This window comes from Enterobacter sp. 296B2, assembly GCF_034106185.1.
Classification (GTDB): domain Bacteria; phylum Pseudomonadota; class Gammaproteobacteria; order Enterobacterales; family Enterobacteriaceae; genus Enterobacter; species Enterobacter cloacae_N.
The window spans coordinates 1-15,479 of sequence record NZ_JAWNCA010000034.1 but is presented as its reverse complement, the minus strand read 5'-3'; the positions used below and the strand labels follow the sequence as shown (position 1 = coordinate 15,479).

Sequence of the window (15,479 nt, the reverse complement as noted above, 5' to 3'; positions counted from 1 at the left end):
CTCGCTATCGAATGACGAGTATGATAAAGCAAATTATAGGCGATGTCCTTCAATTGACCGTGACTTGAACACAGTGATGATGACGTTGCGTCGGCCAGGAATATGACTATCCGGGGAGTATATGCAGTATTGGGGTAAAATAATCGGCGTTGCGTTCGCCATCATCATGGGTGCCGGGTTCTGGGGGATTGTGCTTGGGCTTATTATCGGCCACATGTTTGATAAGGCGCGCAGCCGCAAAATGGCTTGGTTTGCCAATCAGCGCGAGCGTCAGTCACTCTTTTTCTCCACCACCTTTGAGGTTATGGGGCACTTAACCAAATCCAAAGGGCGTGTCACAGAAGCCGATATTCAGATTGCCAGCGTATTCATGGATCGCATGAATCTGCACGGTGAATCTCGTGTGGCTGCGCAAAATGCGTTTCGCATCGGTAAATCCGATAACTATCCGCTGCGTGAAAAGATGCGCCAGTTCCGCAGCATCTGCTTCGGACGTTTTGATTTAATTCGGATGTTTCTGGAAATCCAAATCCAGGCGGCATTTGCCGACGGTTCACTTCACCCTAATGAACGTGATGTGCTGTACGTCATTGCGGAAGAGCTGGGCATCTCCCGTATGCAGTTTGACCAGTTCCTGCGCATGATGCAGGGCGGGGCACAGTTTGGCGGCGGCTATCACCAGCAGTCGTCCGGTGGCGGCTGGCAGCAGGCGCAGCGTGGCCCGACGCTGGAAGATGCCTGCAACGTGCTTGGCGTGAAGCCCACGGACGATCAAACCACAATTAAACGTGCCTACCGTAAGCTGATGAGTGAACACCACCCGGACAAACTGGTCGCGAAAGGCTTACCGCCGGAAATGATGGAGATGGCGAAGCAAAAAGCGCAGGAAATCCAGAAAGCGTACGAGCTGATTAAAGAGAAGAAAGGTTTCAAATAAGCAAAAGCCCGACAGCGTCGGGCTTTTTTTTCAGAAGTCCACCGGGGCTTTAAACGTCATCGCGTTACCGAAGGCCGGGTGGGTGATGGTGAGCGTCTGCGCGTGCAGTTGCAGACGTGGCGCTAACGCCAGCGCTTCCGGCGGGGCGTAAAACCGGTCGCCCAGAATCGGATGACCCAGCGCAAGCATATGCACGCGCAGCTGGTGCGAACGTCCGGTAATCGGCTTAAGCAGGACGCGCGCGGTATTATCCGGCGCGTACTCCAGCACTTCATATTCGGTCTGCGCGGCCTTGCCGGTTTCATAACACACCTTCTGCTTTGGCCGGTTCGGCCAGTCGCATATCAGCGGCAAATCCACCAGCCCTTCCGACTGCGCCGGATGGCCCCAGACGCGGGCGACATACTGCTTTTTCGGCTCGCGCTCGCGGAACTGGCGCTTCAACTCACGCTCCGCCGCTTTATTCAGCGCCACCACAATCACGCCGCTGGTGGCCATATCCAGGCGATGGACGGACTCTGCCTGCGGAAAATCGCGCTGAATGCGCGTCATCACGCTGTCCTTGTGCTCGTCCAGGCGCCCCGGCACGGACAACAGGCCGCTCGGCTTGTTGACCACCATGATGTGTTCATCCTGATACAGAATGACCAGCCAGGGATCCTGCGGCGGATTATACGGCTCCATCACCATCTTGCGCTCCGTTTACTGATGCGTCACAACGATAAGACGCAGGGCATCCAGGCGCCAGCCCGCCTGATTCAGGCTTTCCAGCACCTGCTGACGGTTGCTTTCAATCGCCGCCAGCTCGTCGTCACGGATGTTCGGATTGACCGCTTTTAACGCTTCCAGACGGGACAGCTCGGCAGACAGTTTCTCGTCGGCTTCATTGCGCGCAGCGTCAATCAGTTCTCGGGCCGCTTTTTCAATCTGGGTTTCGCCCTGCTGAAGAATAGCGTGCACGTCCTGCTGCACCGCATTGACCAGCTTGCTGCCGGTATGGCGGTTCACCGCGCTCAGCTGACGGTTAAAGCTTTCGAACTCAACCTGTCCTGCGAGATTCGTACCGTTTTTATCCAGCAGCAGACGCACCGGCGTTGGCGGCAGGAAGCGGTTGAGCTGCAGCTGTTTCGGCGCCTGCGCTTCCACAACGTAGATCAGCTCCAGCAGCAGCGTGCCTACGGGCAGCGCCTTGTTTTTCAACAGGGAGATGGTGCTGCTGCCGGTATCGCCGGAGAGGATCAGATCCAGCCCGTTGCGGATCAGCGGGTGCTCCCAGGTAATGAACTGCGCATCTTCGCGGGACAGCGCCACATCACGCTCGAAGGTGATGGTACAGCCGTCTTCCGGCAGGCCCGGGAAATCCGGGACCAGCATGTGGTCTGACGGGGTAAGGACAATCAGATTCTCGCCACGATCGTCCTGGTTAATCCCGACGATGTCGAAGAGGTTCATGGAGAAGCTAATCAGACTAGTGTCGTCATCCTGTTCTTCAATGCTCTCAGCCAGCGCCTGTGCTTTTTCACCGCCGTTGGAGTGGATCTCCAGCAGGCGGTCGCGGCCCTGCTCAAGCTGCGCTTTCAGCGCGTCGTGCTGCTCGCGGCAGGACTTGATCAGATCGTCAAAGCCGTCGGTGTTTTCCGGCGCGGCCAGGAAGCCAATCAGATCGCCGTGCACCCGATCGTAAATGGTGCGGCCGGTTGGACAGGTATGTTCAAACGCATCCAGACCTTCGTGGAACCAGCGCACCAGCACGGACTGGGCGGTTTTTTCCAGATATGGGACGTGGATCTGAATATCATGCGCCTGACCAATACGATCCAGGCGGCCGATACGCTGCTCCAGCAGATCCGGGTTGAACGGCAGATCGAACATCACCAGATTGCTGGCGAACTGGAAGTTACGGCCTTCGGAGCCGATTTCAGAGCACAGCATCACCTGGGCGCCGCTGTCCTCTTCGCCAAACCAGGCCGCCGCGCGGTCGCGCTCGACGATGGACATCCCTTCGTGGAACACGGCGGCGCGAATGCCTTCGCGCTCGCGCAGGACCTGCTCCAGCTGCAGCGCGGTGGCCGCTTTGGCGCAGATCACCAGCACTTTCTGGGAGCGGTGCGCGGTCAGGTAGCCCATCAGCCACTCTACGCGCGGATCGAAGTTCCACCAGGTGCCGGTATCGCCTTCAAATTCCTGGTAAATCTGTTCCGGGTAGAGCATATCGCGGGCGCGCTCTTCCTGGGTTTTGCGCGCGCCCATAATGCCGGAGACTTTAATCGCCGTTTGATACTGGGTTGGCAGCGGCAGCTTGATGGTGTGCAGCTCGCGTTTCGGGAACCCTTTCACGCCGTTACGGGTGTTACGGAACAGCACGCGGCTGGTGCCGTGGCGGTCCATCAGCATGTCGATCAGCTCTTTGCGCGCGGATTCCGCGTTCTCGCTGTCGCTGTTCGCGGCCTGCAGCAGCGGTTCAATATCCTGCTCGCCAATCAGATCGCTCAGGGTGTTGAGCTCGTCGTTTGAGAGACGTTTTCCCGCCAGCAGCAGCGCGACGGCATCCGCAACCGGACGGTAGTTATTCTGCTCTTCCACAAACTGCGCGAAGTCGTGGAAACGGTTTGGATCGAGCAGGCGCAAGCGGGCGAAGTGGCTTTCCAGACCGAGCTGCTCCGGCGTTGCGGTCAGCAGCAGGACGCCGGGCACGCGCTCGGCAAGCTGTTCAATCGCCATATATTCGCGGCTCGGCGCGTCTTCGCTCCAGACCAGATGGTGCGCTTCATCGACCACCATCAGATCCCACTCGGCGTCACACAGGTGTTCAAGACGCTGCTTGCTGCGGCGCACGAAGTCCAGGGAGCAGATCACCAGCTGTTCGGTTTCAAACGGATTGTCGGCATCGTGCTGCGCTTCGGCATAGCGCTCGTCGTCGAACAGGGAGAAGCGCAGGTTAAAGCGGCGCAGCATCTCGACCAGCCACTGGTGCTGCAGGGTTTCTGGCACCACGATCAGCACGCGCTCGGCTGCGCCGGAAAGCAGCTGTTGATGCAGGATCATGCCAGCTTCAATGGTTTTACCCAGGCCCACTTCATCAGCCAGTAGCACGCGCGGCGCGTGGCGACGGCCCACGTCATGGGCGATATTCAGCTGGTGGGGGATCAGGCTGGTGCGCTGGCCGCGCAGGCCGCTCCACGGCATACGGTACTGCTCGCTCTGGAACTTGCGCGCGCGGTAGCGCAGGGAGAAACGATCCATGCGGTCAATTTGCCCGGCAAACAGGCGGTCCTGCGGCTTACTGAACACCAGTTTGCTGTCGAGCAGCACTTCACGCAGGATGACATTCGTCTCGTCGGTATCAAGACGCGTCCCGATGTAGGCGAGCAGTCCATTCTCTTCTTTTACGTCTTCAACCTTCAGTTGCCAGCCGTCGTGGCTGGTCACGGTGTCACCCGGATTAAACATCACGCGGGTTACAGGGGAGTCATTGCGGGCGTACAGGCGGTTTTCACCGGTGGCAGGGAAGAGGAGGGTAACCATGCGCGCATCAACGGCAACGACGGTTCCTAATCCAAGTTCGCTTTCTGTATCGCTGATCCAGCGTTGACCAAGTGTAAAAGGCATAGTTGTTCGGCTCTAATCTTTAATTGCAGGCAATAGTTCGACCCCCGTCAAAAAAGACGGTCATCGAAAAATGGGTCCGGGAATGGAAAGGGCGCTATGGTACTGGATGGCAGCCATTTCGTCACGCGTCAAAATAGGCCAAGTTGCCCTGTCACTAGTGTAGCAAAATCGTCGTCAATGAAGGGCAAAATTCCGTCGGCGACGGGCTGAAGCTGACGCGTAAGATAGTGATCGTAATCGAGCGGAGACTGCTGGTAATCAACGGGTTCCGGGCCGTTAATCGTCCAGACGTACTTAATGGTACCCCGATTTTGATACTGTGGCGCACGTCCGCGGCGCACGTTTTCTTCATCCGCCAGACGCGCGGCGCGCACGTGTGGAGGAACGTTACGCTGGTACTCCGCCAGCGGGCGGCGCAGGCGTTTGCGGTAGACCAGCTGGTTATCCAGTTCGCCCGCCATCAGGCTGGCGATGGTTTCACGCACGTAATCCTGATACGGCTCGTTGCGAAACACCCGCAGGTAAAGGGTTTGCTGAAACTGCTGTGCCAGCGGCGTCCAGTCGGTGCGCACCGTTTCCAGGCCTTTAAAGACCATACGCTGCTTATCTCCTTCCTGAATCAGCCCGGCGTAGCGCTTCTTGCTGCCCTGATCGGTACCGCGAATGGTGGGCATTAAAAAGCGGGCAAAATGGGTTTCAAATTCCAGTTCTAATGCGCTGGTTAACCGCTCTTTTTGCAAATGTTCCTGCCACCAGGCGTTCACGAAAGCGACCAGTTCTTTGCCGATTCGCGAGGCATCCTCTTCTGTACGTGCGCTCTTAAGCCACACAAAGGTGGAATCCGTGTCGCCGTAGATAACGTCATAGCCCCGCGATTCAATCAGCGCTTTGGTCTGGCGCATGATGTCGTGCCCGCGCATAGTGATGGACGAGGCCAGACGGGGATCAAAGAAGCGGCAGGCGCTGGTCCCCAGCACGCCGTAAAAGGCGTTCATAATGATTTTCAGCGCCTGCGAGAGCGGCTTGTTGCCGTGGCGCTTGGCCTCATCGCGGCCGTGCCAGATGTTCCCCACGATTTCAGGCAGGCAGTGCTTTTCCCGCGAGAAACGGGCGCCGAGGAAACCGTCGGTGCTGTGGGCGTCGTCCGGCTGCGCCATGCCTTCTACCAGCCCGACGGGATCGATCAGGAAGGTGCGGATAATCGACGGGTAGAGGCTTTTGTAGTCCAGCACCAGAACCGAGTCATACAGTCCAGGCCGGGAGTCCATCACGTAGCCGCCGGGGCTGGCCTGCGGCGGCACGTCTCCGAGGTTGGGCGCAACATAGCCCGCACGGTGCATTCGTGGGAAATAGAGGTGGCTAAAGGCCGCTACCGAGCCGCCGTGCCTGTCTGCCGCCAGGCCGTTTACCGTCGCCCGCTCCAGCAGGAACGGCATGATCTCGGTTTTATGGAAAATCTGCGTCACCAGCTCGCAGTCTTTCAGGTTATAGGTAGCGAGCGCGGGTTTGTCTTCGTTGAAGCGCCGGTCGATCTCGTCCATGCGGTCCCACGGATTGTCGATGGATTTGCCTTCACCGAGCAATTCCTGCGCTACCGCTTCCAGAGAGAAGGAGGAGAAATTCCAGAAAGCGGATTTCAGCGCCTCGATGCCGTCGATAATCAGTCGACCGTTGGCCTGCGCAAAGAACACGCCGTTCTTAAAGCCGTGCTCGCGCCACTCCAGCTCCGTATTTCCGCGCCCGAGCATCAGCGGGATGCGATACCGCTCGGCGTGTTTTTGCAGCACGCGCAGGTCAAACTGCACCACGTTCCAGCCGATCAGCACGTCCGGGTCGTGCTCGGCAAACCACTGGTTAAGTTTCTCCAGCAGCTGCGGGCGGCTGCTGACGTACTCAAGCTGAAAATCCAGCGCGGACGCATCGCCGTTCGGCGGCCCGAGCATATACACAACCCGCTGCCCGCAGCCTTCAAGACCGATGCAGTACAGTTCGCCATGACGGGTGGTTTCTATATCCAGGGAGACCCACTTCAGCGGTGGACGATAATGCGGATTCGGCTTCAGGCGAGCGTTGATGAGGGTGCCGTTTTGCTCTGCGCCGTCTACCCAGACGGGCGCGGTTATAAACCGCTCCATCAGAAAGCGTTCCGGCGGGCGGATATCCGCTTCGTAGAGCGTCACGCCCGCTTCGCGCAGCAGCTTTTCATAGCGCATCAGCTGACGATGGGCGCGGCAGTAAAGGCCGTAAACCGGCTGGCGGTGGAAATCTTTCAGTTCAAGCGGGGTAATGCGCCAGCCGCTTTCGTCGCGCAGCAGCTGCTTCACCTTTTCGACGTGCGTTTCAGGGATAAATGCCACGGACTCCTGCGGCGGCAGCGCAACGTGCAGCGGGCCGTTGTCCGTCGCCAGCCAGAACGCGACCTCGGTGCCCTGAGGGGTATCCCGCCAGTGTCGGGTCAGTAAAAAGCCTTGTTGCGCCTGTGCCACGCCGCTATCCCATAAAACAAAACCAGGCCTGATTATAGCCTGGTTGAATGTTTTATGCTGGAGATATATACAGTTTATTGTCCGTAATAGGCCTTCGCGCCGTGCTTGCGCAGGTAGTGTTTATCCAGCAGGGTTTGCTGCATATCCGGCAGCTGCGGCGCGAGCTGGCGACAGAAGATCCCCATATAGGCCACCTCTTCGAGCACGATCGCGTTATGCACCGCATCTTCCGCGTTTTTACCCCAGGCAAACGGGCCGTGGGAGTGCACCAGCACGCCGGGCATCTGTGCCGCGTCGATTCCCTGTTTTTCGAAGGTTTCGACAATTACGTTACCCGTTTCCCACTCGTACTCACCGTTGATCTCTGCATCGGTCATCAGACGCGTGCAGGGAATGGTGCCGTAAAAGTAGTCCGCGTGGGTGGTGCCGGTCGCCGGGATCGACTGGCCCGCCTGCGCCCAGATGGTCGCGTGACGAGAATGGGTATGCACAATGCCGCCGATGGTCGGGAATGACCGGTACAGCAGGCGGTGAGTGGGCGTATCGGATGACGGTTTTTTGTTACCTTCCACCACTTCACCCGTCTCGATGCTGACCACCACCATATCGTCCGCGGTCATCACCGTGTAATCCACGCCGGAAGGCTTGATCACGAACACGCCTTTTTCCCGGTCAACGGCGCTGACGTTGCCCCAGGTCAGGGTCACCAGGTTATGTTTCGGCAGCGCCAGGTTGGCTTCGAGCACCTGACGTTTGAGATCGTCTAACATTGTTGTCTCCCTGCCCGGTGGGCGTAGCGCCACCGGGCATTCCGTACTTAGCGTTTTGAACCGTAATAGACTTCGTTCCAGCGCAGCGCGTCCTTAAAGGCAGGCAGGCGGGTATCGTTATCAATGACGGTCAGCTCGATATCGTGCAGCTCGGCGAACTGACGCATGTCGTTCAGATCCAGCGCGTGGCTGAACACCGTGTGGTGCGCGCCGCCGGCCAGGATCCACGCCTCTGACGCGGTCGGCAGGTCCGGCTGCGCTTTCCACAGGGCGTTGGCGACAGGCAGTTTCGGCAGCGAATGTGGCGTTTCAACCGCATCGACGCAGTTCACCAGCAGGCGGAAACGATCGCCCAGATCGATCAGGCTGGCGTTGATGGCCGGGCCGGTGCGGGTGTTGAAGATCAGACGCGCCGGATCGGCTTTGCCGCCGATGCCGAGATACTGCACGTCGAGGATCGGTTTCTCTTCGACGGCGATAGAAGGGCACACTTCCAGCATGTGGGAGCCGAGCACCAGGTCGTTGCCGTTTTCGAAGTGGTAGGTGTAGTCCTCCATAAAGGAGGTGCCGCCCTGCAGACCGGTCGACATCACCTTCATGATGCGAAGCAGAGCGGCAGTTTTCCAGTCGCCTTCGCCTGCAAAGCCGTAGCCCTGCTGCATCAGACGTTGTACCGCCAGGCCCGGCAGCTGTTTCAGGCCGTGGAGGTCTTCAAAAGTGGTAGTAAAAGCGTGGAAGCCACCCTGTTCCAGGAAGCGCTTCATGCCCAGCTCGATGCGCGCCGCATCAAGCACGTTCTGGCGCTTGTCGCCGTTGATTTGTGCCGCAGGGGTCAGGCGGTAGCTGCTTTCGTATTCATCCACCAGCGCGCTCACGTCGCCATCGCTAATGTCGTTTACCACCTGCACCAGGTCGCCCACTGCCCAGGTATTTACGGAGAAGCCGAATTTGATCTGCGCAGCGACTTTATCGCCGTCGGTGACCGCCACTTCACGCATGTTGTCGCCGAAACGCACCACTTTCAGGTGGCGGGTATCCTGCTTAGAGACCGCCTGTCGCATCCAGGAGCCGATACGTTGTTGCGCCTTGCCATCCTGCCAGTGGCCGGTGACCACCGCGTGCTGCTGGCGCATGCGCGCGCCGATGAAGCCAAACTCACGGCCGCCGTGCGCGGTCTGGTTCAGGTTCATGAAGTCCATGTCGATGCTGTCCCACGGCAGGGAGGCATTGAACTGGGTATGGAACTGCAGCAGCGGTTTGTTGAGGATAGACAGACCGTTGATCCACATTTTGGCCGGAGAGAAGGTATGCAGCCACACCACCAGACCTGCGCATTTATCGTCGTAGTTCGCGTCGCGGCAGATGTGGGTAATTTCGTCCGGCGTGGTGCCCAGCGGTTTCAGTACCAGTTTGCACGGCAGTTTGGCTTCCGCGTTCAGCGCATTAACCACGTGCTCCGCGTGTTTCGTCACCTGCTGCAGCGCTTCCGGTCCGTACAGATGCTGGCTGCCAATCACAAACCACACTTCATAGTTATTAAAAATGGTCATCATCGTGTCCTTAATGGGTCAGGGTTGCCGTAGTGTCCGCGGTGCTTTTGGCCGGGGCGGCGACAGGGAGATAGTGAAGTTCGGCGCTTTTTGCCCATTGCTGGTAGCGCTGATAAAGCTGTTCAAAGCGTTGTGCCTGCCGGGCACGCGGCTGGAGCGTATTTTCGACGGCGCTCGCCATATGCTGCTGTGCGGTCGGGATATCGGAATGCACGCCTGCGGCCACGGCAGCGAAAATCGCCGCGCCCAGCGCGCAGCACTGATCGGAAGCCACAATCTGCAGCGGACGGTTCAGCACGTCGCAGCAGGCCTGCATAATCACCGGGTTTTTACGGGCGATGCCGCCCAGCGCCATCACGTTGTTCACGTCGATGCCCTGCTCGGTGAAGCACTCCATAATGGCGCGGGCACCGAAGGCCGTTGCGGCAATCAGGCCGCCGAACAGCGCTGGAGCGTCTGTCGCCAGGTTGAGATCGGTAATCACCCCTTTCAGACGCTGGTTGGCAAACGGCGTGCGGCGACCGTTAAACCAGTCCAGCACCACCGGGAGGTGATCGAGAGACGGATTTTTGGCCCAGGCTTCGGTGAGCTGCGGCAGGAGCTGCTTTTTGCTGTCGGCAATCTGGGTTTTCAGCTCTGGATGCGCCGCTGCCAGCTGGTCCAGAGGCCAGCCCAGCACGCGGCCAAACCAGGCGTAAATATCGCCAAACGCGGACTGACCGGCTTCCAGGCCGATAAAGTCCGGCACCACGCTGCCGTCAACCTGGCCGCAGATGCCTTTCACCGCGCGGTCGCCGACGCTGGCTTTATCTGCCGTCAGAATGTCGCAGGTCGAAGTACCGATAACTTTTACCAGGGTGTTGGGCTGCGCGCCCGCGCCCACGGCGCCCATATGACAGTCAAACGCGCCGCCGGAGATGGTCACGTTCTGCGGCAGGCCGAGACGCGTCGCCCACTCTTCACAAAGCGTGCCGACCGGAATATCGGCGGTGAAGGTGTCGGTAAACAGCGGGTATTTGAGATTCTTGTTGATGATTGGGTCGAGTTCATCAAAGAACGCGGCCGGAGGCAGGCCGCCCCAGCTTTCATGCCACAGGGATTTATGCCCGGCGCTGCAACGCCCGCGGCGAATATCCTGTGGCCGGGTGGTGCCGGAGAGCAGGGCAGGCACCCAGTCGCACAACTCAATCCAGGACGCTGCGGCCTGCGCAACGGTTGCGTCGGCGCGGGTGACGTGGAGGATTTTGGCCCAGAACCATTCGCTGGAGTAAATCCCGCCGATGTAGCGCGAGTAGTCTGTTTTACCCGGCTGATGGCACAGGCGCGTGATGGCTTCGGCCTCTTCCACGGCAGTATGGTCTTTCCACAGCACGAACATGGCGTTCGGGTTGTCGGCAAACTCCGGGCGCAGTGCCAGCACGCGGCCTTCGGCATCCACCGGGGCAGGCGTGGAGCCGGTGCTGTCGACGCCAATCCCCACGACCTCGGCCCGCTGGGCGTCCGTCAGTTCGGCCAGTACGGTTTTGATTGCCGCTTCCATCGACTCAATGTAGTCCCGCGGGTGATGACGGAACTGGTTGTTCGCCGCATCGCAGTAGCGCCCTTCCTGCCAGCGCGGGTACCACTCAACGCTGGTTGCTATCTCCTGGCCGGAAGTACAGTCCACTGCCAGCGCGCGAACCGAGTCGCTGCCAAAATCGAGGCCAATTGCAATTGCCATGGTGTTGCTCCATCCAAAAAACAGGTATGGAAGAACATTAGAGACTGGGGGCGAAAATCGTCAGGCAGGATCCGCTAATCTTATGGACTAAATTGCTGTTACGACGGAAAGTGTGACGCCGTGCAAATATTCAATGTGGACATTTCTGCCGCACTTATAGACACTTTTGTTACTGCTTATCTGCCTGTACTGGCGGAGAAATCAGGGGGAAAGGCTGAAACATGGCGGACGTAAAAGAGGCGTGATGCTTTTTGGATCTTTTCGCAGGCCATTTTTATACTGCTTTTAGTGATATGGACAATTGGTTTCCTTCAGGACCCTTGGGAGAACTGAATCTATGGCCGAAACGCAAAACGATCCCCTGTTGCCGGGATACTCGTTTAACGCGCACCTTGTGGCGGGACTGACCCCTATCGAGGCTGAGGGATATCTCGATTTTTACGTCGACCGACCGCTCGGGATGAAAGGGTATATTCTCAACCTGACCGTGCGGGGGGAAGGGATCATCAAGAACGGTGACCAGCAGTTTGTCTGCCGTCCCGGCGATATCCTGCTGTTTCCGCCGGGAGAGATCCACCACTACGGGCGTCATCCGGATGCTAAAGAGTGGTATCACCAGTGGGTCTATTTTCGCCCGCGCGCCTACTGGCAGGAGTGGCTTTCGTGGCCGGCTATTTTTGCGCATACCGGCTTTTATCGCCCGGATGAGGTTCATCTGGCGCAGTTTCGCGAACTGTTCGCGCAGATTATTGAGGCGGGGCAGGCCGGCGGGCGCTATGCTGAACTGCTGGCGATAAACCTGCTTGAGCAGGTGCTGCTGCGCCGCATGGAGGCCATCAACGAATCGCTTAACCCACCGCTGGATAACCGCGTCCGCGACGCCTGCCAGTACATTAGCGACCATCTGGCCGACAGCCAGTTTGATATCGCCAGCGTCGCCCAACACGTCTGTCTGTCGCCGTCGCGGCTGTCGCATCTGTTCCGCCAGCAGCTGGGCGTCAGCGTTCTGAGCTGGCGTGAGGATCAGCGCATCAGTCAGGCGAAGCTGCTGCTCAGCACCACCCGAATGCCGATTGCTACCGTTGGGCGCAACGTGGGATTTGAAGATCAGCTCTATTTCTCTCGCGTGTTTAAGAAATGCACCGGCGCGAGCCCGAGCGAATTCCGCGCGGGATGTGAATAAACGGTAAAAAAAGATAAACAAGCAGGTGAATGCGGAAAGCAACCTGTAAACTATTCAGACAATTGTTGCCTTGACGCGGTGCGGGGCGCTAAGCAGAATCGCTGATTCGTTTTCTGACCGGAATAGTTATGCAGGCATTGCTGGAACACTTTATTACCCAGTCCGTTATGTACTCGCTCATCGCCGTGGCGCTGGTGGCGTTTCTGGAATCGCTGGCGCTTGTTGGGTTGATCCTGCCCGGAACCGTGATGATGGCGGGGCTTGGCGCGCTGATCGGCAGCGGCGAGGTTAATTTCTGGCAGGCGTGGCTGGCCGGGATTATCGGTTGCCTGATGGGGGACTGGATCTCCTTCTGGTTGGGCTGGCGCTTTAAGAAGCCGCTGCACCGCTGGTCTTTTATGAAAAAGAACAAAGCGCTGCTGGATAAAACCGAGCATGCCCTGCATCAGCACAGCATGTTTACCATTCTGGTAGGCCGCTTCGTTGGGCCAACGCGTCCGCTGGTGCCGATGGTGGCGGGGATGCTGGACCTTCCGGTCGCGAAGTTCGTGGTGCCGAACATTATCGGCTGCGTCTTCTGGCCGCCGTTTTACTTCCTGCCGGGGATCCTCGCCGGCGCGGCGATTGATATCCCTGACGGCATGCAAAGCGGTGAGTTTAAGTGGCTGCTGCTGGGCACGGCTGTGCTGCTGTGGCTGGCGACCTGGCTCTGCTGGCGGCTATGGCGCAGCGCGAAAGCCAGCGTCGATCGCCTGACGCGCTTTCTTCCGCGCTCTCGTCTTTTGTGGCTGGCCCCGCTGACGCTGGGCGTTGCGGTGGTGGCCCTGGTCGCGCTGATTCGTCACCCGCTGATGCCGGTGTACGGCGAGATCCTGTTGAAGGTGGTAAGCCGTTAATCTGTTTCCCGCTCTAGAACCCCATATCTCTGTAAGCCCGGTTTGAGCTGGTGATAGACAGGAAAGCGCCTGTCACCGCTGGAACCAGAACAGAGAGTATTATGCTTGCCGCTAATGCCAGTATGGAAGGCATCTCACCGGGCTTATTTGTTATCATCATAATGAAAAATAACGAGAATAATAAAAATAGCCCCGTCATTACCCCATTAACAAAAGGAAGCAGCCAAACGTCCCATCGGCAGATTTCGGGTACATGAATTTCCTGCGAGGAAAGGGCGGTGACGGAGAATTTATTCATTGCTGAATTCGCCACCAGCTGAGCTCCCTGCGCATACTTTACCGCATCGGCAGCAAGCGCCAGCGCCAGCCATCTGTATCCCTCGCTCTTTTCCCCGAGCGAGGATTCCATTTCCAGCCTTTCCATAACAGCGTTTTTAGCATCCAGCGCCTGCATCAAAGGATATTTTTCCGTACGGGATAATCCGCTGTACCAGAGCGCTTTTGGGGCCGTCACAGGGCCAACATCCAGATAAACCGGCATCGTTTCTTCTACGTCCGTGATCTTACTCATCGGTTGGTACAGATAAACCGGTTTCTCTCCTTCTGCATGCACGTATTGGTTAGTGAAGAGAAAAGCGCAGGCGTTTTCCATTCTCTTACTGTCACCGTCTTCACCATGGATATCGACGACGATCAGCAGCCTGTTAACGATGAATTTGTCGCTTGCCGCTATCCACTCCCCGATGAGCGAGTAGTCAGGGCACTCGCTGATAAACTGAATTTTGCCGCCGTGCGCACTGTGTAACTTCAGATTTTCCAGCGCTCGTCTCAGATCCTCAACACAGTTCGCATCGCCCCCGCGAACCCAGACGTATGTATCCCTTCGCTGATACGCACTCATTTTGAGCTTATCGGCCATCGGCGCGAGCAGGCGCGAAAAGACGGCTTCGTCCGGAGTCTGGTCAAACGCTTCGGTTGCCTCAATTTTTAGCGGCGTTTTGGGCGCCAGCGGAAACTCACCTTCAAGCTTTAGCATATTCAGCGCCAGTTGATCGACCGGAGAGAGGGCCGACCAGGCTGCAATGGTGATGTTCTGACGCGCAAAACGTTTGAGCCTGATAGCCCTCTCTTTTGCAATATATTTGCGAGTTTCTGCATAGTTTACAGAGGTACTTATTATCATTTTCAGCGCAAATACCAGACACGTTACCAGGCTGAGCGGTAGCAGTACGGACGGCAAGAAAAAAAAGAGCGTCACATGTTTATTCTGAGGCCAGGTAAAAATCTCAAGAATGATCCCCATGACAACAGCGACGATATACACAGCAACGATCGCTAGCGTCGGCATTTTTACGTCGGCATCTTTCTGCTTCGAATATAACCACCACTCCATTATATAGCCCCCGCCGTTGGCAGCGTTGTCCTTATTTCACACCCGCACGCCGCTTTACACCGGTCGACAACCACGCCTCGTCCGAGCATCGTCCAGCGTGGATGGCACTCTGTAATCGGGTATTTCCCTTTGTGCAGCAGGCATTCAACGATGTCATCTTTTAGCGCCACGGGTTTACCCATGAAATTGGCCCCTGAAGCTGAAGTCACTTTTCCACCGTTCGCCAGCGGATCGTCTAAGCGAATTACGCCGTTCATTGTTTATCCTTAGTCGTTTATCGCGCATCCATGTCACAGCGCATATGGTCCCAGCCGGTGTAGCCTTTCACTTCAGGGACCTTATCGGGTTGGTCTTTCCAATTAGTCTGCAATGACTGTACGGTGTCCTTCAGGCCTTGCTTCGTCATATAAACCATTCCCCACGCCCAGCCACCCGTTCCTGCTGTAATATCGCCCTGCACCCCATCCTGAAGTTCGTAATGAATACCCTTACCACCGGGCAATAGACGGGGGTCATCAAACGGCCTGGAGGACATATAAAGGCGGTGCTTTGTCTGCAGAAAGCCCTGGTCATTCACTACTGTGAAAGAAAGAATGTCGTCATAGGGAGGGGCATTGTCTCCATTAGGTTCATTTTCGCCGGGCGAGAATGAGGACGGATACCAGGTTTTGCCATAATCCTTTGATACCATAGAGCCAGGGGAATGCCAGGTCGGAATCGCTATATAGCGCTCTGACGGATGGACGTATTTTTTAGTAAAAATACGATAGAACTGACTGACCACTTCAGAATGAATCCCCCGCTGCGTATCGGTGTACCAGAGCTCGCCTTCACAGTCCCAGCCTTTCAGTTCCAGATAACGATGGTCATCAAAGCGATAAACCACCTGCGTCGGCGGCTCTTTCGCCTGACAGCCTGAAGCCATCAGTACAGCA

Annotated in this window: 12 protein-coding genes; 3 read left to right on the top strand and 9 right to left on the bottom strand. The window is 57.5% G+C overall.

Features of this window, described 5'->3' with window-relative positions; translation table 11 throughout:
- The first annotated feature begins 121 nt into the window (after window positions 1-121).
- A complete protein-coding gene (gene djlA / locus URZ40_RS19940; RefSeq protein ID WP_163330299.1) occupies window positions 122-937 on the top strand; it encodes a co-chaperone DjlA in 816 nt (271 codons plus the stop codon).
- 30 nt (window positions 938-967) lie between these two features.
- On the opposite strand, the gene rluA is transcribed toward djlA, so the two are convergent.
- From rluA to araB, 6 genes are all read right to left on the bottom strand, one after another.
- Window positions 968-1,627, bottom strand: coding sequence for a bifunctional tRNA pseudouridine(32) synthase/23S rRNA pseudouridine(746) synthase RluA (rluA, locus tag URZ40_RS19935; RefSeq protein ID WP_192981975.1), 660 nt, complete (start codon window positions 1,625-1,627; stop codon window positions 968-970).
- Between the two features lie 12 nt (window positions 1,628-1,639).
- The gene (rapA, locus tag URZ40_RS19930; RefSeq protein ID WP_166710094.1) at window positions 1,640-4,546 is read right to left on the bottom strand and encodes an RNA polymerase-associated protein RapA; all 2,907 of its coding nucleotides are present in this window, start codon (window positions 4,544-4,546) and stop codon (window positions 1,640-1,642) included.
- Between the two features lie 128 nt (window positions 4,547-4,674).
- A complete protein-coding gene (gene polB / locus URZ40_RS19925) occupies window positions 4,675-7,032 on the bottom strand; it encodes a DNA polymerase II (protein WP_320721032.1) in 2,358 nt (785 codons plus the stop codon).
- Window positions 7,033-7,106: 74 nt separating this feature from the next.
- Window positions 7,107-7,802, bottom strand: coding sequence for an L-ribulose-5-phosphate 4-epimerase (gene araD / locus URZ40_RS19920; protein WP_025758012.1), 696 nt, complete (start codon window positions 7,800-7,802; stop codon window positions 7,107-7,109).
- Between the two features lie 47 nt (window positions 7,803-7,849).
- A complete protein-coding gene (gene araA, locus URZ40_RS19915) occupies window positions 7,850-9,352 on the bottom strand; it encodes an L-arabinose isomerase (RefSeq protein ID WP_045369353.1) in 1,503 nt (500 codons plus the stop codon).
- A 10-nt stretch (window positions 9,353-9,362) separates the two neighbouring features.
- A complete protein-coding gene (gene araB, locus URZ40_RS19910; RefSeq protein ID WP_316379704.1) occupies window positions 9,363-11,072 on the bottom strand; it encodes a ribulokinase in 1,710 nt (569 codons plus the stop codon).
- A 337-nt stretch (window positions 11,073-11,409) separates the two neighbouring features.
- Here araB and araC point away from each other — a divergent pair, with 337 nt between their 5' ends.
- A complete protein-coding gene (araC, locus tag URZ40_RS19905) occupies window positions 11,410-12,255 on the top strand; it encodes an arabinose operon transcriptional regulator AraC (protein WP_116342460.1) in 846 nt (281 codons plus the stop codon).
- Between the two features lie 128 nt (window positions 12,256-12,383).
- Window positions 12,384-13,151: a DedA family protein gene (locus URZ40_RS19900; protein WP_320721031.1), complete on the top strand. Its 768-nt coding sequence runs from the start codon at window positions 12,384-12,386 to the stop codon at window positions 13,149-13,151.
- A 13-nt stretch (window positions 13,152-13,164) separates the two neighbouring features.
- On the opposite strand, the gene URZ40_RS19895 is transcribed toward URZ40_RS19900, so the two are convergent.
- From URZ40_RS19895 to URZ40_RS19885, 3 genes are read right to left on the bottom strand one after another with little or no spacing between them, the layout of a single operon-like run.
- Window positions 13,165-14,544 carry a hypothetical protein gene (locus URZ40_RS19895; protein WP_320721030.1) on the bottom strand — a complete coding sequence of 460 codons (1,380 nt, stop codon included), beginning with the start codon at window positions 14,542-14,544 and terminating at the stop codon, window positions 13,165-13,167.
- Entirely contained in the window at window positions 14,544-14,801 is a 258-nt protein-coding gene (locus tag URZ40_RS19890) for a PAAR domain-containing protein (RefSeq protein WP_039024331.1), read from the bottom strand. The genes URZ40_RS19895 and URZ40_RS19890 overlap by 1 nt, the downstream gene beginning before the upstream one ends.
- Before the next feature lie 17 nt (window positions 14,802-14,818).
- Window positions 14,819-15,472 carry a hypothetical protein gene (locus URZ40_RS19885; protein ID WP_407065518.1) on the bottom strand — a complete coding sequence of 218 codons (654 nt, stop codon included), beginning with the start codon at window positions 15,470-15,472 and terminating at the stop codon, window positions 14,819-14,821.
- Window positions 15,473-15,479: the final 7 nt, after the last annotated feature.